The organism is Rhizobium sp. rho-13.1 (genome assembly GCF_007000305.1).
In the GTDB taxonomy this organism is placed as follows: Bacteria; Pseudomonadota; Alphaproteobacteria; order Rhizobiales; family Rhizobiaceae; genus Rhizobium; species Rhizobium rhododendri.
This window is the reverse complement of record NZ_SCFL01000015.1, coordinates 37,884-57,070: the sequence shown is the minus strand read 5'-3', so window position 1 is coordinate 57,070 and position 19,187 is coordinate 37,884. Positions and strand designations below refer to the sequence as shown.

At 61.2% G+C, this 19,187-nt stretch carries 18 protein-coding genes; 10 read left to right on the top strand and 8 right to left on the bottom strand.

What is annotated here, in order from left to right; all coding sequences use genetic code 11:
* The 3 genes from EQW76_RS23645 to EQW76_RS23635 are packed head-to-tail and all read left to right on the top strand — an operon-like array spanning nt 1 to nt 5,173.
* Nucleotides 1–3,147 carry a molybdopterin cofactor-binding domain-containing protein gene (locus EQW76_RS23645; protein ID WP_143123283.1) on the top strand — a complete coding sequence of 1,049 codons (3,147 nt, stop codon included), beginning with the start codon at nt 1–3 and terminating at the stop codon, nt 3,145–3,147.
* Entirely contained in the window at nt 3,144–3,662 is a 519-nt protein-coding gene (locus tag EQW76_RS23640; RefSeq protein ID WP_143123282.1) for a (2Fe-2S)-binding protein, read from the top strand. Before EQW76_RS23645 ends, EQW76_RS23640 begins: the two co-directional genes overlap by 4 nt.
* The gene (locus tag EQW76_RS23635) at nt 3,659–5,173 is read left to right on the top strand and encodes an aldehyde dehydrogenase family protein (protein WP_143123281.1); all 1,515 of its coding nucleotides are present in this window, start codon (nt 3,659–3,661) and stop codon (nt 5,171–5,173) included. The genes EQW76_RS23640 and EQW76_RS23635 overlap by 4 nt, the downstream gene beginning before the upstream one ends.
* A gap of 50 nt (nt 5,174–5,223) precedes the next feature.
* Here EQW76_RS23635 and EQW76_RS23630 read toward each other — a convergent pair whose 3' ends face one another.
* From EQW76_RS23630 to EQW76_RS23620, 3 genes are read right to left on the bottom strand one after another with little or no spacing between them, the layout of a single operon-like run.
* Nucleotides 5,224–6,243 carry an ABC transporter substrate-binding protein gene (locus EQW76_RS23630; protein ID WP_143123280.1) on the bottom strand — a complete coding sequence of 340 codons (1,020 nt, stop codon included), beginning with the start codon at nt 6,241–6,243 and terminating at the stop codon, nt 5,224–5,226.
* A gap of 19 nt (nt 6,244–6,262) precedes the next feature.
* Nucleotides 6,263–7,051: an ABC transporter ATP-binding protein gene (locus EQW76_RS23625; RefSeq protein WP_142831393.1), complete on the bottom strand. Its 789-nt coding sequence runs from the start codon at nt 7,049–7,051 to the stop codon at nt 6,263–6,265.
* Nucleotides 7,048–7,845, bottom strand: coding sequence for an ABC transporter permease (locus EQW76_RS23620; protein ID WP_143123279.1), 798 nt, complete (start codon nt 7,843–7,845; stop codon nt 7,048–7,050). The genes EQW76_RS23625 and EQW76_RS23620 overlap by 4 nt, the downstream gene beginning before the upstream one ends.
* Nucleotides 7,846–8,254: 409 nt before the next feature.
* On the opposite strand from EQW76_RS23620, the gene EQW76_RS23615 reads away from it, so the two are divergent.
* The 3 genes from EQW76_RS23615 (at nt 8,255) to EQW76_RS23605 (ending at nt 10,569) form a co-directional block, all read left to right on the top strand.
* Entirely contained in the window at nt 8,255–9,028 is a 774-nt protein-coding gene (locus EQW76_RS23615; protein ID WP_143123278.1) for an amino acid ABC transporter substrate-binding protein, read from the top strand.
* A 102-nt stretch (nt 9,029–9,130) separates the two neighbouring features.
* Nucleotides 9,131–9,811 carry an amino acid ABC transporter permease gene (locus EQW76_RS23610; protein ID WP_111221433.1) on the top strand — a complete coding sequence of 227 codons (681 nt, stop codon included), beginning with the start codon at nt 9,131–9,133 and terminating at the stop codon, nt 9,809–9,811.
* On the top strand, nt 9,808–10,569 hold the full coding sequence (locus tag EQW76_RS23605) for an amino acid ABC transporter ATP-binding protein (RefSeq protein ID WP_142831396.1): 762 nt from the start codon (nt 9,808–9,810) through the stop codon (nt 10,567–10,569). The genes EQW76_RS23610 and EQW76_RS23605 overlap by 4 nt, the downstream gene beginning before the upstream one ends.
* A 19-nt stretch (nt 10,570–10,588) precedes the next feature.
* Here the strand turns inward: EQW76_RS23605 and EQW76_RS23600 are convergent, their stop codons facing one another.
* The 3 genes from EQW76_RS23600 to EQW76_RS23590 form a co-directional block, all read right to left on the bottom strand.
* Nucleotides 10,589–11,488, bottom strand: coding sequence for a bestrophin family ion channel (locus tag EQW76_RS23600; RefSeq protein WP_142831397.1), 900 nt, complete (start codon nt 11,486–11,488; stop codon nt 10,589–10,591).
* Between the two features lie 153 nt (nt 11,489–11,641).
* Nucleotides 11,642–12,046, bottom strand: a complete 405-nt coding sequence (locus EQW76_RS23595; RefSeq protein WP_142831398.1) for a type II toxin-antitoxin system VapC family toxin — start codon at nt 12,044–12,046, stop codon at nt 11,642–11,644.
* Nucleotides 12,046–12,291 (bottom strand): type II toxin-antitoxin system VapB family antitoxin, encoded by a 246-nt coding sequence (locus EQW76_RS23590; RefSeq protein WP_142831399.1) that lies wholly within the window; start codon nt 12,289–12,291, stop codon nt 12,046–12,048. Before EQW76_RS23590 ends, EQW76_RS23595 begins: the two co-directional genes overlap by 1 nt.
* A 198-nt stretch (nt 12,292–12,489) precedes the next feature.
* On the opposite strand from EQW76_RS23590, the gene EQW76_RS23585 reads away from it, so the two are divergent.
* Both EQW76_RS23585 and EQW76_RS23580 read left to right on the top strand, forming a co-directional pair.
* Nucleotides 12,490–13,209, top strand: coding sequence for a tellurite resistance TerB family protein (locus EQW76_RS23585; RefSeq protein ID WP_142831400.1), 720 nt, complete (start codon nt 12,490–12,492; stop codon nt 13,207–13,209).
* A 277-nt stretch (nt 13,210–13,486) separates the two neighbouring features.
* On the top strand, nt 13,487–15,571 hold the full coding sequence (locus EQW76_RS23580; RefSeq protein WP_143123277.1) for a carboxy terminal-processing peptidase: 2,085 nt from the start codon (nt 13,487–13,489) through the stop codon (nt 15,569–15,571).
* Between the two features lie 81 nt (nt 15,572–15,652).
* On the opposite strand, the gene EQW76_RS23575 is transcribed toward EQW76_RS23580, so the two are convergent.
* Entirely contained in the window at nt 15,653–15,919 is a 267-nt protein-coding gene (locus tag EQW76_RS23575) for a hypothetical protein (protein ID WP_142831402.1), read from the bottom strand.
* A gap of 121 nt (nt 15,920–16,040) precedes the next feature.
* Nucleotides 16,041–16,865, bottom strand: a complete 825-nt coding sequence (locus tag EQW76_RS23570) for a metallophosphoesterase (protein WP_142831403.1) — start codon at nt 16,863–16,865, stop codon at nt 16,041–16,043.
* Between the two features lie 295 nt (nt 16,866–17,160).
* Here EQW76_RS23570 and EQW76_RS23565 point away from each other — a divergent pair, with 295 nt between their 5' ends.
* Together EQW76_RS23565 and EQW76_RS23560 are read left to right on the top strand one after the other, a co-directional pair.
* The gene (locus EQW76_RS23565) at nt 17,161–18,273 is read left to right on the top strand and encodes an extracellular solute-binding protein (protein WP_142831404.1); all 1,113 of its coding nucleotides are present in this window, start codon (nt 17,161–17,163) and stop codon (nt 18,271–18,273) included.
* A 7-nt stretch (nt 18,274–18,280) separates the two neighbouring features.
* Nucleotides 18,281–19,186: an ABC transporter permease subunit gene (locus EQW76_RS23560; protein ID WP_244615485.1), complete on the top strand. Its 906-nt coding sequence runs from the start codon at nt 18,281–18,283 to the stop codon at nt 19,184–19,186.
* The last annotated feature ends 1 nt before the right edge of the window (nt 19,187 follow it).

Below are 19,187 nucleotides of genomic sequence, written 5' to 3'. Positions count from 1 at the left end.
ATGACCCGCGCCGCCTTCACCGTGCTCCATCCGTCGTCCGTCGGGAATGCCCTCGGCATGATGCGGGATATCGAGGATGCGCGTCTCGTCGCCGGCGGAACGGCCCTGCAACTCGAGTGGGCAAAAGGTGCGGCGAAACCGGTAAGACTGATCGATCTCGGGGGCATAGGCGAGATGACCGGTATCTCGCTCGACGACAAGATCATCCGCATCGGAGCCCTTACGCCGCTGTCGGCGCTCTTGAGGGATCCGCTGGTTGCCGAGCGATTGGCGATGCTCGCGGTATCGGCAGCATCGGTGGCGGGCCCCGCAGTGCGCAATATCGGCACAATCGGTGGCAATATCGCCGGCCGCAGTGGCTGCCTGCTGCCGGCCCTGCTGGCGCTTGATGCTTGCCTGGAAATCGCCCGCACAGGCGGCACCGGGCGCGAAAGCCTCCGCCATTGGCTATCGCAGCCCGCCACTCCGCATGAAGTAATCAAGGCTGTCATCCTTCCCAAGACGTTCCCTGTCTTTCGCTGGACCACGCGAAAAATCGGATTGCGCGCCGCCTTCACTCCGAGTGTCATCGGCATTTCCGGCCTCATCGGACTAACGGATGGCAGGATCGAAACCGTGCGGCTTGCTGTCGGCGGTGGCATCGTGGCAGCGACACGCCTGGTTGCAACAGAGGCGAGCCTCGGGGGTCTCGCTTGGGCCGATGTCGACTGGGACGCGCTGCACGCCCGGTTGATAGACGAAATATCTGCTCCCGATGATATGTTTCGATCTGGCCGCTACCGCCGCCACGTCGCTGCCAATGCCTTGGTCCATGGCCTGGCCGGGCTGCCCGAATTGCCCGCACGATCCCGCAGATGCCGGCTGGAAGCGCCGCCGCTCGCAGCAGAAATTCGGCTGAGCCGGAGGGACCAGCGGCAGCGCTGGCACACGCGCCCGGACGTGGAGGCCAAGATCGCTGGCCAGCTGGCCTACCTTACCGACCGAAGAATGTCCGGCATGCTGGTCGGGCGGATCTTGCGCGCTGGCGTCGGCCACGCCCGGATCGTCTCGATCGACACGCGCGATGCGCAGGCTCTGCCGGGGGTTGCTGCCGTTGTCACCCATCGCGACATCAATGGTGTCAACGCCTTCGGTATCGTCGTGCAGGATCAACCGGCACTATGTTTCGACAAGGTGCGGTACAAGGGCGATGCGGTCGCGGCTGTCGCCGCCGTCGACGAAAGGACGGCACAGGCAGCGCTCGATCTCATCAAGGTCGAATATGCCGCACTTCCACTCGTCACCGATCCGCTGCAGGCTCTAGCCCATGATGCGGCCGCCGTGCACGAGGGTGGCAATCTCCAGCGAAGCTTGCATTTTTCACGCGGCAACGTGGTGCAAGGCTTTGCCACTGCGGCCCACATCGTCGAGCGCGTCTATACGACGCCACGGCAGATGCATGGATTCATGGAAACAGAAGGCGGCTATGCGCAGGTGGAGGCGGGCGGCGTTCTGTCGATCTTCGCCGGCGGCCAGCACGGTGCCCGCGACCGGCAGCAACTTGCGCGAATTCTGGGGCGGCCGGAGGAGACGATCCGCGTCGTCACCAGCCCGACGGGCGGCGCGTTCGGTGGCAAGGACGAACTGACGGTGCAGCCGGCACTGGCGCTTCTTGCCGAGAAAACAGGGAAGCCGGTTCGCATCCAGCTGTCGCGCGCAGAATCGGTCGTTGCCGGCATCAAGCGCAATCCGATGACGATCCGCATGCGCACCGCCTGTGATGCCGATGGCCGGCTGCTCGCCCAGGAGGTCGATGTCCTCTCCGACGCCGGTGCCTACGCATCGCTCGGTCCCGGCGTTCTTGAGACCGCGCTCGAACATGTGGCCGGACCCTACATCTTAGAGAACGTCGAGACCCGGGGTCGCCTTGCCTATACGAACAATGGTGTCTGCGGCGCATTCCGAGGTTTTGGCGCCAACCAGATGACCTATGCGATCGAATGCCAGATGGATCTGCTGGCAGACCTCTGCGGCCTGACGCCGGTCGAGATTCGTCGCCGCAATCTGCGCCAGCCCGGCGCGCCCGGCTATCTCGGGCAGATTGTGTCTACCTCAGAGCGGTTGTCCGAGATGCTGGATGCCGCTGCCGCAAGTTCTCTGTGGCAGGAGGCGGACGGGACAGGGCCCGAGGAGATCGTTGGGGTCGGCATGGCGTTGAACTATCAGGGCAATGGTCTCGGCTCGCTGGTTCCCGACCCGGCCGGCGGCAGGCTTGCTCTCTCCAAAGACGGCTTTATCGAAGCGGCCTATGGCCTCGATGAAATGGGGCAGGGCCTGCTGACATCGATCAAGGCAGCCGTTGCCGACCGGCTTGGCTGCGGGCGTGACGATGTCCTGCCGGTGACGGGGGATACCCACCTTGCGCCCGATTCCGGCTCGACCACGGCATCGCGCGGCGGCTATGTCGTCTGGCAGGTGGCCAAGTCCGCCGGCGCGCTGCTGGCGCCACAGTTGCTCGAGGCCGCCGGACTAAAAATCGGACGTCCGGCAATGAGTTTGCGGCTTGCACCCGGTGGCTTTGCCGACGCCGGCAGCAACAGCGGGGACCTTCTCCTCACCTACCGTGAGCTGGCCCGCTCGCTGGGGCCGGACGCGCTGCCCAGCGCGACGGTCGCCTTCGACTTTCCGAAGACGGACTATGAGGCAGGCAACGCCCGCTACATCTTCGCCTTCGGGGCATGTCTGGTGCGGGTTGCCGTCAACCGCGTGACCGGCAGCGTGCGCGTCATGGACATCAGGCAGCACACGGCGGCAGGCCCGGTCATCGACGTCGCCGCCTATCTCGGTCAGATGGAGGGTGGCGCCATCCAGGGGCTCGGGTTTACGCTGACGGAAGACGCCATGATGCACGACGCCACCAACATGAACGGCAATTTTGACAGCTACATGATGCCCGGCATCAGGGACAGTGCTTCAGCAATGTCGGTCTATGCCCTGGAAGATCTGGACGCGGGCGACGAGCTTGGGCCGCGCGGGGCCGGCGAACTCGGCATCGGCGCCATCGCGCCGGCGATTGCCAATGCCGTTGCCGGTGCCATCGGCCACCGGCCGCTCAGCCTGCCGCTTTCCCCGGAGGCAATCCTCGATGCGATGGCGGGGCGGGCATGAGCACCGTGGCGACGACGCACGTCAAATTCCGCCTCAACGGCGAAACGGTCGCCCTCGAAGTGCCGCCGGATATGCGGCTGGCCGAACTGTTGCGCGACGAACTCGGTCTCACCGCCACCAAGATCGCCTGCGGCATCGGCCGATGTGGCGCCTGCACCGTTTTGATGAACGGCCTTGCCGTCAATGGTTGCTTGGTCATGGCATGGCAGTTGCCGGATGCAGACATCGTCACGCCGGAGGGGATCGATGCCTTCGAGATCGCGCGGGTCGTGAAGGCAGCGCTGGCCGAAGAAAACGCCTTCCAGTGCGGCTACTGCGCGCCCGGCTTCCTGATGGCCCTGACGGCGCTGTTCATCGACCTGCCGGCCGCTGGCGAAGCGGAGATTCTCTCTGCGCTCGAAGGCAATATTTGCCGCTGCACCGGCTATCATTCGATCATTCGCGGTGCGCTCAACTCATCGGCGCGGCTTGAAGCTGCTCAATTGGCCTGCGGGCCGGGAGATCCAAACCCATGACCATCCCAATCCGCATCTTCGAGCCCGCCAGCGAAGGCGCGCGACGCTTTCTGGCACAAACAGACAAGAAACTGCTGATCGATGGCGCGTGGGTCGCGGCCGCCTCCGGCGCCACGTTCACGACGTTCGACCCAGCCACCGGCAAGTCTCTCGCCGAACTGGCGGCGGCAGGAGCAGCGGATATCGATGCCGCCGTCTCGTCGGCACGGCAAGCATTCGAGGGAGATGCCTGGCGGGGCATGACGCCTTCGGCGCGGGGCAAATTGCTGTGGCGCATCGCCGATCTCATCGATGCCCATGTCGATGAACTTGCCGAACTCGAGACTCTCGACCAGGGAAAATCTCTCAAGACCGGACGCTTCGGCGAGATCCCCGCCTCGGCCGAGCAGTTTCGCTATTACGCCGGCTTTACCACCAAGATCCTCGGCACGACGATCCCGACCTCCATCGGCTACCAGCCGCCGGGCAAGAAGATATTCGCCTACACGACGCGCGAGCCGATCGGGGTCGTCGCTGCCATCACGCCGTGGAACTCGCCGATGCTAATGGCAGCCATGAAGCTGGCGCCGGCGCTGGCGGCTGGCTGCACGGTCGTGTTGAAGCCAGCCGAGGAGACGTCGCTGACGACACTGCGGCTTGCAGAACTGATGCTCGAGGCCGGGCTTCCGCGCGGTGTCGTCAATATCGTCACCGGGATGGGCGAGACCGTCGGTGCGGCCTTGACCGCCCATCCCGGGGTCGACAAGGTCGCCTTTACGGGCTCGACCGAGGTGGGCAAGCTGATCGTCGGCGCTGCACGCGGCAACCTCAAGAAGCTGACGCTGGAGCTCGGCGGCAAGTCGCCGGCCATTGTCATGCCGGATGCCGACATGATGCTTGCCATCCCCGGCATCGCGCGCGGCATCTTTGCCAATGGCGGCCAGGTCTGCGTCGCCGGGTCGCGTGTCTATGCCCATCGGTCGATCTATCAGCGGCTGGTCGAAGGACTGGCGCAAGAGGCGGCCAAGCTGCGGCTCGGCCATGGGCTCGATCCGGATGTGGACCTCGGCCCCCTCGTCGATCGCCGGCAGGCCGATCATGTCGCGCGCTACGTGGCAGAGGGCGCCAAAGAAGGCGCCGAGATCGTCACAGGTGGCGCGCAGGACGGGGAGCTAAAGACCTTCTATCGGCCAACAGTCATGACCGGCGTCCGTCAGGACATGCGAATGATGCGGGAGGAGATCTTCGGCCCCGTGGTGGCTGTCACACCGTTCGATGATGCCGTCGAGGCCATTTTGTTTGCCAATGATTCGCCCTATGGGCTTGCGGCCAGCGTCTGGACACAGGACCTTAGTTCTGCCCATCGGCTTTCCGCCCGTATTCGTTCAGGCACCGTCTGGATCAACTGCCATTCGTATTTCTCACCCGAATTGCCGAAGGGCGGCCACAAGCAATCCGGCTGGGGATATGAAAACGGAGCGCCGGGCCTCGAGAACTATCTCGAAACCAAGACGGTCTGCGCCGTGGTCTGAGCGCGCGTCAGCCGGAGTGTCGGGCGTCTCTCCGGCCGGCGACGCGGTGCTCACTTCTTCGGAAGATAATCGTTGGTGACGAAGGTCGAAAAGTCCGGCGCCGAGGTCAGGACCTTGCCGTCGCCATCGACGAGGATCTTGGCCTTCACCAGATATTGGCCAAAAGCATCGATCTTGGCGAGATCCATATTGCCGATGACACCATCGGCGCTGCGCAGGTAATGGCCGGACACCAGTGCCTTCATCGACTGCGTCACAAGGGCGTGGTTGGTGAGCGTGTCCGGATTGGCGGCGATCAGGATGTCCCCGGCTTCCTCGGGATGATCTGCGGCAAAGGCGTATCCTTTCTGAACGGCGGCAAGAAACCCCTTGGCGGTGTCGCCATTGGCCTTCAGGTAGCCGTCGCTGGAGACGATGAAGGTGGTGTACTCGTCAGGCACGCCATAATCGCTGTAGGTGAATTCCTTGAGCTTGGCACCGCGCAGTTCGGCCTCGACGCCTTCCCAGGTGGCCACTTCCAGGGTGAAGTCGACGGAACCGTTGGCGAGCGCCTCATAGGCCGATGTGCCCAGCGTCACCGTCTTGATATCGCCCTTGCCACCATCATGCTTGATGATGTCGGTGATCAGCGCATTTTCCCAGGCACTGCCGAAACCGCCATAGGTGAGGCCGTCGAGATTTTTCGGCGACTGGATGTCGGTGCGCTTGGCATCGACGATCAGCCGACCGGTTTCCTTCTGGACGACAGCATAGACCCCCTTGAGGTCGGCTCCGGCGGCCCTCTGCGAATAGAAGCCGATGCCCGCAATGCCGAAATCCGCAACGTGGTTGCTGACCAGCGTGCCAGCCGCCGTATCGGTGTAGGGCAGGATCTTGACGTCGAGCCCGGCATCCCGGAAGTAGCCTTTTTGCTCGGCCACGAACAACCCGACATGGTTGGTGTTCGGCGTCCAGTCCAGCGCGATATTGACGGTTTTCAGATCCGCCGCCGCAACGGGGCCAATCGAGGCGAGGGCGGTGAAAACGGACAGCGCAAGCCCGAAGGCGCTGCGGCGAGGGAACGAGGGCATGGGAACTCCTGCTGTGATATTAAGAGATGGGATTGGGTGGCAAAAAGGGCGCATTTTCCGGACCGATCAGCGCCTCCAGCAGCGCTGCCTCGATACGGGAGGCAACGGGGGAGGCGAGGTCCGCCAAGGTCCTCGGACGCGGCAGCGGCACCTCGATTTCGGCAAGCACCCGGGCGGGTCGGGCCGAGAGGACGTAGATCCGGTCAGAGAGGAAAATCGCCTCCCTGATGTCATGGGTGATCAGCAGCGCGGTCCACCGGTTCTGGTCCCACATCTGCTCGAGCCAACGCTGCATGGAAATCCGCGTGAGCGCGTCGAGCGCGCCGAAGGGTTCGTCGAGCAGTAGCATCTTTCGTTGCTGGACGACGGTGCGAAGCAGCGCCACGCGCTGTCGCATGCCGCCGGATAACTGGTTGGGGTAATGCCGCTCGAATCCCGCAAGCCCGAAGGTTTCCAGCAGAGGCTCGACCTGCGCACGGGCCATCCTTTTCGATAGTCCCTGCACCTCCAGTCCGAGCGTCGCGTTGTCGATGATCCGGCGCCACGGCATCAGGGCATCGCGCTGCGGCATGAAGGCGAACGTGTCGCTCGCCTGGTCCAACGGCGCGCCGTCGAAGACGATTTGGCCGGCATCGGCGACAATGGCCCCGGTCAGCACCTGGAACAGCGTGGATTTGCCGGCGCCGGAGGGCCCGAGCATCGACACGAATTCGCCGTGCCCGACATGCAGCGTCACGTCCGCGAGCACGTCGAGCGGACCGAAAGATTTGCGGATGCCGGCAAGCGACAGGCGGGCCGGTTGGCTCATGGCTGGCGATCCTTGCGATCCGTATTCCAGGGTGTGGCGAGACGCTCCGCGCCAACCGCCAATGCGAAAAGCAATAGTGTCAGGCAGGAACTGACAGTCACCGCCGCCAGCACCAGGTCCGGCCGAAAATTGTTCTTCGCCGATAGCATGTAGATGCCGAGCCCTTTTGCCGCGCCGGCATATTCCGCAAAGATGGCGCCGACGACGGCATAGGTGATGGAAATTCGCAACCCGGTAAAGAAGTAGGGAATGGCCGACGGCAGGCGCGCCAAAACGAAGACCCGCCATCGGGAGGCACCCATGGACGACAGCAGCCATTCCATTTCGCGGTCGGTGGACTCATACCCCTGAACGAGGGCCACCATCATCGGGAAAAACGTCACGAGCGCCACCAGCAGTATTTTCGGCAGCAGCCCGAAACCGAACCACAGCACCACCAGCGGCGCAATGGCGACCAGCGGCAACGTCTGGCTGACGATGAAGACCGGCACCAGCGCGCGGCGCGCCGGCTGGAAGAAATCGACCACGACAGACATCAGGAACGCCACGGTCAGCGAGAAGCCAAAGCCGGTAAACGTGGCCGCAACGGTCGGGATGGCATTTTCGAGAAGCACCTGCCAGTTGACGACGATCTGCTCGAACACCCGCGACGGCGCAGGCAGGGTCGTCGCCCGGATGCCGGAATAGCGGGCGTAGAGTTCCCAGGCGACGAGCAGACCCGTCATTAACGCCAAGGCCGGCCAGCTTCTTGTGAAGGCGCGAATGACCGGCAGCAGCGCAGGCAGGTTGTTCATCGATCTTATCTACGGGTGACACACTGGATTGAAATCGGGTCGAGGCTTGCAGCCCCGCCTTGGATCTTGATAGCGCCTTTGCATGACACGCTTAAAGCATTAGAGCGCAAACATATGAACGTAAACAGGAATTTCGAAGTGTCGCGGACGGTTTTGAAGACAACGATGCGCCTTGCCGGAAATGCCAACGGGCTGCAGGGCGTCGCCCCCAATGATGCGCCCGGAAACACCCACGCTCTTGCCCGCTGGAGGGTGATGCGGGCTCTTGGAGACAGATCATCACTGAATGACGCGGAATTGAGAAAATTATTTGCAATTGCTCATTTCCTTCGCAGTTTCCTGTGCATATTTGAGAGACAGTTTCTGCGATCTTTCGCACTCGAACATCAACACCGGGATCGGTACCGACATGACACTGCTGAAATCCATCGCCGCCATCGCACTCGTTCAGGCCGCATTGCTGTTGCCGGCCCATGCTGGCGAAAACCTCGCTGCCATCAAATCCGCCGGTGTCTTCAAGGTCGGGACCGAAGGCACCTACGCGCCTTTCACCTTTCATGATGCCAGCGGCAAGCTCGCCGGCTTCGATGTCGAGATTGCCCAGGCGATCGCCGCCAAGCTGGGTGTCAAAGCCGAATTCGTCGAAGGCAAGTGGGATGGGCTGATCGCCGGCCTCGATGCCAAGCGCTATGACAGCGTCATCAACGAAGTCGGCATCACCGATGCTCGCAAGCAGAAATATGATTTCTCGGACCCATACATCGCATCGAAAGCCGCACTCATCGTCCGTGACAACGACGACAGCATCAAGGGCTTTGCCGATCTGAAGGGAAAGAAGGCAGCGCAGTCTTTGACGAGCAATTATGGCAAGCTGGCCGAGCAATCCGGTGCCGAGCTCGTTGGCACGGATGGCTTCGACCAGTCTATCCAGCTGGTCCTCACCCGCCGCGCCGATGCGACGATCAATGACAGCCTGTCCTTCCTCGACTTCAAGAAGCACAAGCCGGACGCGCCTGTGAAGGTCGTCGCAGAGGAGGCCGACGCCAACTATTCGGGCGTCATCATCCGCAAGCAGGAGCCCGAGTTGCTGGCTGCCATCAACAAGGCGTTGGCCGAGATCAAGGCCGACGGTACCTACAAGACGATCTCCGAAAAATATTTTGGCCAGGACGTCTCCAAGTAACGGAAGGCGAAAGCCGTTTCCAAATCCTGAAAACCACGATAGTGAACGAACGGGCGCTCAGTGATCTTTCGCTGGGCGCATCGCTTTTTAAGGGAGATACCCTTGCCGCACTGGCTTCAATTGATGGCGGATTCGCTCGCGCCTCTGCTCTGGGCAGGGCTAATCTTTACGATACCGCTGACCCTGATGTCCTTTGCCTTTGGGCTTATTCTCGGACTTGTCACGGCAATAGCGCGCCTGTTCGGCCCGGCTCCTGTGGCAGCGATCGCCCGCTTCTACGTCTGGATCATCCGTGGGACGCCACTATTGGTGCAGCTCTTCGTGATCTTCTACGGCCTGCCGAGCGTCGGGATCCTGCTCGATGCGTTTCCGGCAGCCCTGATCGGCTTCACGCTGAACATCGGCGCCTACAGCTCCGAGATCATCCGTGCCGTCATTTCATCGGTTCCGAAGGGACAGTGGGAGGCGGCCTATTCGATCGGCATGAGCTGGCGCCAGGCGATGATCCGGACGATCCTGCCCCAGGCTGCCCGCGTCGCGGTCCCGCCCTTGTCGAATACCTTCATCTCGTTGGTGAAAGACACGTCGCTCGCCGCAGCGATCACGGTGCCGGAACTGTTCCAGGCCGCACAGCGTGTCGTCGCCACCACCTACGAGCCGCTCATTCTCTATATCGAGGCTGCCCTGATCTACCTTGCACTGAGCTCGGTCTTGTCGACGCTGCAAGTGCGACTGGAGCGACGCTTCGCCCGGTATGGTGGCATGATGGAGGCCAACGCATGATCGAGCTTACAAACATCGAAAAGCGTTTCGGCGACATAGTCGTCCTCAAGGATATCAACATCACCATCCCGGAAGGCAGCGTGACTGCGCTTGTCGGCCCTTCCGGGGGCGGCAAGAGCACGCTGCTGCGGTGCATCAACCTGCTGGAAATCCCGACCTCCGGCGCGATCCGCCTCGGCGGGGAGACGCTGACCTTCGCACCGGGCAAAAAAACCAGCTGGCAGGCGATCCAGAAAATCCGCCGGCAGACCGGCATGGTCTTCCAGAATTTCCAGCTCTTTCCGCATCAGACCGCCATTGAAAACGTCATGGAAAGCCTGGTCACCGTGCTGAAATGGCCGCGTGACAAAGCGCGTGCCAGCGCTATGGATCTTCTGAAGAAGGTCGGTATGGAGCACAAGGCAGATGCGTGGCCCGCGACCCTGTCCGGCGGCCAGCAGCAGCGGATAGCAATCGCCCGTGCGCTCGCTCCGTCGCCCCGCGTCCTGCTTTGCGACGAACCGACATCGGCGCTCGATCCTGAACTTGCCGCCGAGGTTGTCGATGTCTTAAGCAAGCTTGCGTCTGAGGGGACGACCATGGTGATGGCGACGCACGACCTCCGGCTGGCGTCGAAGATCGCCAACAACGTGGTGTTTCTGGAGGCAGGCAGCGTCGTCGAGACCGGCGATGCAAGGCTCCTGTTCACTGCGCCACAGCGCGAGCGCACCAGGCAGTTCATCTCGACCATCAACGCCGCCAACACCTACGATATTTGAGGCGCGGCCGTCTGGCGGTCTACCAGAGGACATTTTCGACTGGTCGGATCGGCTTCGTGGCATTGCCTCCGCCGACCAGTTGCTCGAGGTCGATCTGTATTGTCCGGCAAAGCGAGGTCAGGGGCACGTCGTGGGCACGATTTTCGAACGGATCCTGCAGATCGGAGCCGATGCGATCCATGGCCAGCAGCATGAAACCGACGATGGTCGATGCAAGCGGTGTATAGATCGTTAGGCTATCGACAAGACCGATTGGCAGCAGAATGCAGAAAATGTGAACGAACAGCGTCGGGTAGTAGCCATATTCACGCGGCAGAGGCGTATTCTTGATCCGCTCCATTCCGCCCTGGGCATTGCTCATGTCGACAAGGACGCTTTCGATCTGGATACTGCGCATCGAATCGATCCAGCCTTGCTGGCGTGCGTCGGCCAGTAGCGCGGCAGTCTCGTTGAGGATTGCGTTCGGCACATTTGTCACCCCCTTCAACGACTCGAGTTCGTTGTCGCAGAGGAAGGCTCGGATCTCGTCCTCGTTCGGCTGCCGACGCAGATGACAGCGCAGGGCGTTCACGTAGGCGATCTGGCGTCGAACGAGGTCGTGGCGCAGATCGAAGCTTTCGCCGTTTTTGTCGATCAGGTGGAACACCTCTCGCCCATAGGAGCGCGACGCGTTCACCATCGCCCCCCAAAGCGTCCGCGCCTCCCACCAACGATTATAGGCGTTGTTGTTCCGGAAACCCAGAAACAGGGCCAGTGCCGATCCGAGCAGGCTCATCGGCAGCGCTGGCAGATCCAGCCAAGGGTGGGGAAGATAGACATAGGCCAGAGTGATGGCGATATCCCAGAGGAAGAGCAGGGCAAGAGGCCAGCCGATATAGCCGAGCATCCGGTGTAGACGAGCTGACTGGGGCAAAACCATGCAGCGGTTCCCGTTGTGAAAATCGAAGCGACGTCAAATCAGATAGTGTGCGTTGCAGCATTTTGCGAATGAAACACGGCTGCTTTTTGACTGCAGCCAACGCGCGATTTGCCGCCCAGCTGCTCGCGCGCGTGTCATAGGCGCGCGGAGGCGTCAGGGAATTGTCTGGAGATCGGTTTGACGAAACTCGTCATGCGTCGCGAGCATCGGCACTTGGTAATATTTGGCGCATGCATAATGGAGGCAATCGCCAAGGTTTAGTCTGTTGCGACCGCTACCGTATTTGTCGGCCGCCATCAGTGATAGGGTCGTGGCGCTCTTGCCGGGCGGCAGGTCGTATAATTCGATGCCGCGCGCCTCCAGGAATTCCATCAAGAATGGCTCGATGTCAGCAATCGACCGGTCGAACTTATCGGGCCTTGCCAAGGCCATTGCTGCTTCGAGGACAGCGACGGCGGATGTGATCCGCGTCTTTGCGGACAAAAGGGCATCTGCAACACGCTTGGCTTCAGGTTCGTCAGATGCAAGAGCAATGATGGCGCACGCGTCAACGTACATTATTTCCCGTCCCACATCTCGTCAAAAACCGACCTGGGAAGAGGCTCCTTGCCCCGGGCGGACAAGACGAGGCCGTGCTTGGCGCGCAGCCGCGCAGCCGTTTCCGTTGCGCTCTCCAGATTAAGACGTCGCTCCAGCGCCTCCTTCATGGCGATGACGATAGCATCGGTTATGCTCACACCGGCGACGCTTGCAAACTTGCGGGTCAGAGCATCGGCCTGCGGGTTGTTGACGTTGATGGCCATCGGTATCTCCTTGTAGATCCTCACACCAGAAGATATACATCTTTATACATCTATCTATCTACATACAATGAGGCCGCCTCGCCTCACGACCGCTGATAGGGCCATCACCCTCCCATCCCGGTCCTTTCCGATCTGGCGAAATTTGTATTCGTGCGGACTGCTCCTATCTATCAATCATCATCAAGGAGGCAGTTGACTATGTTCGATGCGAAGAAACTTCTCGACCAGTTCCTGACGTCGCAGGTTCCCGGGCTCGGAGGGACAGTGCGGGACCGGGCGGGAGATGCGATCGGCAAAGCCCGGGAAAACCCGTTGGCAACAAGCGCGATCCTCGGCGTGTTGCTTGGCACCAAGACCGGGCGCAGCATCGCTGGAAATACGCTTGCCGTCGGTGGCCTTGCCGCCATCGCAGGGCTTGGCTACCAGGCCTACAAGAATTACCAGTCGGGCTCCGCGCCGGTGACATCGCCGCAGGTTTCTTCGCAGGGACAACAGCCTGTGCTGCCGCCGCCGGATAATTCCCCCTTCGCACCGTCTTCGCCTGCCAACAGCAACGAGTTCGTGCTGGTGCTTATCCGCGCCATGATTGCCGCTGCCAAGGCCGACGGCCATGTCGACGATGCCGAGCGGGCGCTGATCATGGACAAGATTGCAGCGGCCGACGTGACGGGTGAGGCTGCGAATTTCATCCAGCGAGAATTGACCGTGCCAACGGACCTCGACGCCCTGATCGCAGCGGCCGTCAGTGAGGAACAGAAGGTCGAACTCTACACAGCCTCGAGGCTGACGATCGAGCCGGATACTCGCGCAGAGCGAGGCTATCTGGATCTTCTCGCAGGACGCCTCGGCCTTGCCGATGGTCTCGTCGATCATATCGAGGCAATGGTGGTGCAGACGAAGAACGCTGCCCCACAATAACAATCGCGCAAAATTGGCATTCACGCTTTGGTGACGGCGGCAGCCACCGGCTGCCGCTTTCATGCCGGAATTCCCGTTATAAATTCGCTGAAATGCGCACAAGGCCGCGCTCGAGTGGCATCTTTAGCCGAATTCCAGGCCCGCCTTCAGAAGATAGGGGTAACGACGTTTGAGAAACGCCATACGCTTTGCTCATCCCCTTGGTTGCCAAAAGTCTAAAATTGTTCCACCAACGCTAAGCATCGAGACTCGGCATTACGAATTGGATCAAAGCTGAATGCGTAGACTTTCTGGTTCCCTCGGCATCTTTCTGGCGCTTTCATCTTCGGCTTATGCTCTGGAAATGGGACCGCTGCCCGTATTGGCGCCGCTACCGCAACAGGGACAGGCTGCACATCTCAGCGCCCAGTTTCTCACCCGCTTCAGCTACAAGCCGGTTCCGCTCGACGATGCGTTGTCGGTGAAGATAATGGACAGGTTCATCAAGTCGCTGGATCCGGACAGGATGCTGTTCCTGCAGGCCGATATCGACAAGTTCAAGGCTCAGGACACCAAGCTGGACGATGCTGTCAACAAGGAAGACCTGCAGATTCCGTTCTCAATGTTCAATCTCTATGAGCAGCGTGTCGTCGACCGTATGAATTATGCGCGCGACTTGCTGAAGACGAGTTTCGATTTCAGCAAGGACGAGAGCTATTCCTTCCTGCGCGAAGATGCGCCTTGGCCGAAGTCGGAAGCCGAGATCGACGATCTCTGGCGCAAGCGCGTCAAAGGTGACTGGCTCCGCCTCAAACTTGCAGGCAAGGACGACGCAGCCATTCGCGATACGCTCGACAAGCGCTATGAAAATTCGCTGGAGCGGGCCTACAAATACAAGAGCGAAGACGTGTTCCAATCGTTCATGGATGCCTACACCACATCCATAGACCCGCACACGGACTATTTCGGCGCCACCGCTTCGGCTGAATTCGATATCTCGATGAAGCTGTCGCTGGTCGGCATCGGCGCAGTGCTGCAAGAACGCGACGATTACACCACGATCCGCGAGCTTGTTCCCGGCGGCCCGGCGCAGGTGTCGGGCAAGCTTGCCGTCGGCGATCGTATTATCGGCGTTGGCCAGGGCGCCGATGGTCCGGTGAAGGAAGTGGTCGGCACTCGCCTCGACGAGATCGTCCAGATGATCCGCGGCGCCAAGGACTCCATTGTTCGCCTCGATATCTTGCCAGCGGAAGCAGGTGCCGATGGCGCCCATCACATCGTCAGCCTGACGCGCGACAAGATCAGCCTCGAAAAGCAGGCCGCCAAGAAAACGCTGCTCTCCATCAAGGACGGCGATGCGACGCGCAAGATTGGCGTGATTACCCTGCCGGCCTTCTACGAAGACTTCGACGCTCGCCGCAAGGGCGACAAGGATTACCGTAGCGCCAGCCGTGATGTGGCCAAGCTCATCGACGAATTGAAACAGGACAAGGCAGACGGCGTTCTTATCGACCTGCGCAACAATGGCGGCGGGTCGCTGGCCGAAGCGATTGATCTCACCGGTCTGTTTACGGGCAAGGGTCCCGTCGTCCAGCAGCGCGATGCTGGCGGCAAGGTTGCCATTGAGGGCGACGACCGCTCGCCTGCTGCCTGGACAGGTCCGGTCGGCGTGCTCATTAACCGCGGTTCCGCATCCGCCTCGGAGATTTTCGCGGCCGCAATCCAGGACTACAGCCGCGGCGTGATCATCGGTGAACCCAGCTTCGGCAAGGGTACCGTGCAGACAGTGGTCAATCTCGATCAGGTCGCGCACAACGCCAAACCGAAATTCGGCGAACTGAAAATGACGATAGCGCAGTTCTTCCGCATCAATGGGGGCACTACCCAGTTGCGCGGCGTGACGCCGGACATCGGGCTGCCGAGCCTGTCGGACCCGAAGACCTTCGGCGAGGCCAGCTACGACAATGCTCTTCCATGGACGCAGATCAAGCCGGCCAACTACAAGCCGGAAGGCGATGTGGCGGCAAAGATACCGCAGCTGCAGAGCCGCCACGACGCACGCGTTGCCAACGATCCGGATTTCAAGCGTCTGGTCGAAGACATCGCCGAGTTGAAGGCGCAGCGCGAGAAGGGCATCGTTTCTCTCAACGAGGCAGAGCGTCGCAAGGAACTGGCAGCTCAGGCGACCCGTGACAAATCACGCGAGAAGATAAACGATGGCGTCGACCCCGGGGAAGACGATGGCCTGCAGGCAAACGAACGCAGCCTGAGTGCCGATATCGCCATCGAAACCGCCCGCAAGAACGCCAAGGATGTCCTCTTGAACGAGGCGGCATCCATCATGGCCGACGACGCCGGCATAAAGGCGGCGAACTCGAAGTAAAACGAAAAGGCCGCCGGCAAACGACACTGCCGGTGGCCCCAAAACTGTCAGAGACGACAGGACGGCAAAATCCCAAACCGATCAGCGCTGGTCTGTATTCGACCGCAGTGGAAACATGTCTTCGCCGTAGCGATGAAGACGCGTGTGATGTCTGCGGCAAAGCCAGCGAACCCTCAGGGGTTCGTCATACTCGTCGTGATGGGCGTCGACGGCATCGTGACCACAGACTTCACAGCCGAGCTTTTCGAGATCGCCGGCGACGATGGCACGCTGCACCGCGAGATGAGCATTGTACTTCATCGGGTTGGCGCGGCGCCAATCTGCCTGCCTGGTTTGACTTTCGATCATTCTCGCGTTCCGATTGACGTCGTTGACTGCATTGAACTGATGCCCCCACGTTTGCCATAAAACGACATCGTTAGCCAGCCACGATCAAAATCGGCAACTGCTATGCCCGCAACGAGGACCGCTATTCCGGTTTCGGATAAATCGAGCCGTTAGAATCCTCGATGTAGGTTTCCGAGATGCCCGCAACACTGTCGAAGCGGACCTTGAGCGCGCCGTCGGTAAAGTCGAGTATCGTGATACCGAGGTTTGCCGCGCCCGGCTGTGACGGCATCGACGCATCGCGCGACAGGAAGCTCGTCGCCGCTGCCCAGATCTGGCGGGGACCATCGGCGCCTGGAAGATCGAGGGTCCGGTGGATATGGGCGCTGACGATGGCAGCCGTTCCGGTGCTCTCCACCAGCATCCGCAACCGTTGCCGCGCCGCAGTCGGGATGGCCCAGTAGGGTCGATCGGCTTCGTCCCAGTTCTCTAGAAACAGCGGCATGTGGGTGAGCAGGACAGGGGCGCGCTCGCCCCGTCCGCCAAACGCCTCGTCAAGCCAATGCCACTGCTCGGCTTCTTCAGCCAATCCGGTCGCAAGAACCTGGCTGTCGATGCCGATCAGCCGCCATCCCGGAATATCGTCGCAAATCCAGCGGTCCGCGCCGAGATGCCGGTTCCAGCGCTCCAGTCTTTCGCGGCTTGCCGGCTGACGGCTGGCGCGCGAGATATCGCCCACGTCGTGGTTGCCGGGCAGCACGAGAACCGGCCGGCGGAGTGTGTCGAGAGATTGCCGCGCGAAAGCAAGATCCGCTTCCAGATTGGCGCCATCGAGCGTCAGGTCTCCGAGCACAATCGTGAATGCCACATCGAGATCGTTGACGTGCGCCACCGCCGCATTCCAGTTGGCAACGAAATCATCGGTCTTCGCGCCGATATGGGGATCTGCGATGATCGCAATCTGCATGATGGCCTCTCTGGTTCTGTCCGGGGGCGCGGTTTGTCGGCCCTCCGACGCAAGGGCCGCATTCCCGTAACGGATCGACGCGACAGTCCGGTGACAGCTGCCCGCCAGAAGGCGCACGCAGAAAGCGAATATATTTCAATCGGATACCAAGGCGCGATATCGCCCGTCACGCTTTTGAAACTTCTTAAATCTGTCAATTGCCTGTCACTGACGATGCCTATTGGCAAATCGCCACAAGCTTTCGACGGCTCTCCCAAACGGCCATCAGGCGATACGCAACCCGAAGGATTTTTCGATGAATTCGTTTCACATCAATCGCAGGACTTTATTGCGGGCGGGCTCGGCGGCGCTCGGCGCATCGCTGCTCAACCTCGGCCCGCTGCGTGCCGAAGCTGCGACCATGCCGGACGGCCTCGTTGCTGCCGCCAAGAAAGAAGGCGCGCTGAACGTCGTAGCCCTGTCGCCGAACTGGGTCTTCGGCAAGATGATGACCGACTTCTCAAAGCTCTACGGGATCGAGGTGAATGCCGCCAACCCGGAGGGTTCGTCGGCCGAGGAACTGCAGGCCGTTCGCAGCCTGAAAGGCCAGGATCGCGGGCCGGACACGCTCGATCTGGCGCCGTCCTTCGCGCTGCAAGCCGTCACCGACAATCTGCTGCAGCCCTACAAGGTCGCCACCTGGAACGATATTCCCTCGGAGGTTAAAAACCCCGATGGCCTCTGGCAGGGCTGCTACTACGGCATCATCTCCTTTGCCGTGAACAAGAGCGTCGTCAAGACCGTGCCGCGTAGCTGGGCTGACCTCCTGAAGCCGGAATACAAGGGCATGGTGTCCATGGGCGGCAGCCCCGTCCGGGCTGGCGATTCCTTCGCGGCCGTGATGGCGGCGGCTCTTGCCAACGGTGGCAGCTTCGACGATATCGCGCCCGGCGTGGAGTTTTTTGGCAAGCTTGCCGCTGCCGGCAACTACAATCCGATACAGAGCGACAAGGGCACCATGATGAGCGGCCAGACGCCGATCGCGCTGCGCTGGGACTACCTCAACCTGACGATTCGCGACGACGAAGCCGGCAAGGTCGATTTCGAAGTCGTCGTTCCCAATGATGGCGCGCCGTTCGGCAACTATTATTGCGAGGCGATCAGCGCCTATGCGCCGCACCCGAACGCCGCCAAACTGTGGCAGGAATATCTGTACAGCGATGAAGGCCAACTGGGCTTTCTTGCGGGCTACGCCCATCCGATCCGCTTTGCCAAGATGCTCGACGCCGGAGTGCTGCCCGCCGCGCTGCTGGCCAAGCTGCCATCTCCGGAAGCCTACAAGAGCGTGCGTTTTGCGAGCCAGGCGCAGATCGATGCCGCAAAGAAGGTTGTCGCCGACATGTGGCCCAAGACCGTGAAGACCAATTAAGCCAGGCATGGTGCAGCCCTTTGACCCCGCCAAGAGACGGTCACGCTCCGGGCACGGCGTCGGTGCGATGCTCAGGCAGTGGGGCCTACCGGTCCTGCTGGTGGCACCATTCCTGCTGTTCTCACTGGCATTCATGGTGGCGCCCACGCTCATGCTTGTCGTCCAGTCAGTCAGCACCCGCACCGGCTTCACGCTGGAATACATCGTTGCTTTGGGTGGCGAGACATTTCGTCTCGCCACCTATAATTCGATTGTGCTCTCCGTTGCGTCAGCAGCGGTTGGCGTCACTTGTGGCGGCGCCATTGCGGCGACCGTCATTCATCGCGATGCCCACCCGGCGCTCGGTGCCATCGCCTCGAGTTTCAGCGCAGTTGCGGCAAACTTCGCCGGCGTCCCGCTCGCCTTCGCATTCATTTCCAGCCTTGGCATGTTCGGCCTTCTCACCCGGGCGCTGAAGGTCTTAGGCATCGATATCTATGCCGCCGGCTTTAGCCTGTTCTCGTTGACCGGATTGACGATCGTCTATGCCTATTTCCAGATCCCTCTTATGATCATCATCATCATGCCGGCCTTGCAAGCCCTTCGCCGCGAATGGGCGGAGGCGGCAGAAAGCCTTGGCGCAACGCCTTGGCAATATGGGCGCCTGGTCGTCCTGCCAATCCTCGCCCCGTCGCTGATATCGGCATTTATCCTGCTGTTTGGATCAGCCTTCTCCGGCTATGCCACCGCCTATGCTCTGACCTCCGGCAATCTCGTGCTGCTGACCACGGAAATCGGTAATGTGCTGTCCGGCGATGTCATGAATTCGCCCCAGACCGGAGCGGCGCTCTCCGTCGCCATGATCGTGACGATGGCGGTCGTCGTTGCGACGAGTAACCTGCTGATGCGCCGCGCCCGGCGCCGGGGAATGTGAG

Bases quoted from the DNA above. Each gene is read 5' to 3' on its own strand.
- EQW76_RS23645 (WP_143123283.1), top strand. From the start codon at position 1: ATGACCCGCGCCGCCTTCACCGTGCTCCATCCGTCGTCCGTCGGGAAT.
- EQW76_RS23640 (WP_143123282.1), top strand. From the start codon at position 3,144: ATGAGCACCGTGGCGACGACGCACGTCAAATTCCGCCTCAACGGCGAA.
- EQW76_RS23635 (WP_143123281.1), top strand. From the start codon at position 3,659: ATGACCATCCCAATCCGCATCTTCGAGCCCGCCAGCGAAGGCGCGCGA.
- EQW76_RS23630 (WP_143123280.1), bottom strand. From the start codon at position 6,243: ATGCCCTCGTTCCCTCGCCGCAGCGCCTTCGGGCTTGCGCTGTCCGTT.
- EQW76_RS23625 (WP_142831393.1), bottom strand. From the start codon at position 7,051: ATGAGCCAACCGGCCCGCCTGTCGCTTGCCGGCATCCGCAAATCTTTC.
- EQW76_RS23620 (WP_143123279.1), bottom strand. From the start codon at position 7,845: ATGAACAACCTGCCTGCGCTGCTGCCGGTCATTCGCGCCTTCACAAGA.
- EQW76_RS23615 (WP_143123278.1), top strand. From the start codon at position 8,255: ATGACACTGCTGAAATCCATCGCCGCCATCGCACTCGTTCAGGCCGCA.
- EQW76_RS23605 (WP_142831396.1), top strand. From the start codon at position 9,808: ATGATCGAGCTTACAAACATCGAAAAGCGTTTCGGCGACATAGTCGTC.
- EQW76_RS23600 (WP_142831397.1), bottom strand. From the start codon at position 11,488: ATGGTTTTGCCCCAGTCAGCTCGTCTACACCGGATGCTCGGCTATATC.
- EQW76_RS23595 (WP_142831398.1), bottom strand. From the start codon at position 12,046: ATGTACGTTGACGCGTGCGCCATCATTGCTCTTGCATCTGACGAACCT.
- EQW76_RS23590 (WP_142831399.1), bottom strand. From the start codon at position 12,291: ATGGCCATCAACGTCAACAACCCGCAGGCCGATGCTCTGACCCGCAAG.
- EQW76_RS23585 (WP_142831400.1), top strand. From the start codon at position 12,490: ATGTTCGATGCGAAGAAACTTCTCGACCAGTTCCTGACGTCGCAGGTT.
- EQW76_RS23580 (WP_143123277.1), top strand. From the start codon at position 13,487: ATGCGTAGACTTTCTGGTTCCCTCGGCATCTTTCTGGCGCTTTCATCT.
- EQW76_RS23575 (WP_142831402.1), bottom strand. From the start codon at position 15,919: ATGATCGAAAGTCAAACCAGGCAGGCAGATTGGCGCCGCGCCAACCCG.
- EQW76_RS23570 (WP_142831403.1), bottom strand. From the start codon at position 16,865: ATGCAGATTGCGATCATCGCAGATCCCCATATCGGCGCGAAGACCGAT.
- EQW76_RS23565 (WP_142831404.1), top strand. From the start codon at position 17,161: ATGAATTCGTTTCACATCAATCGCAGGACTTTATTGCGGGCGGGCTCG.
- EQW76_RS23560 (WP_244615485.1), top strand. From the start codon at position 18,281: ATGGTGCAGCCCTTTGACCCCGCCAAGAGACGGTCACGCTCCGGGCAC.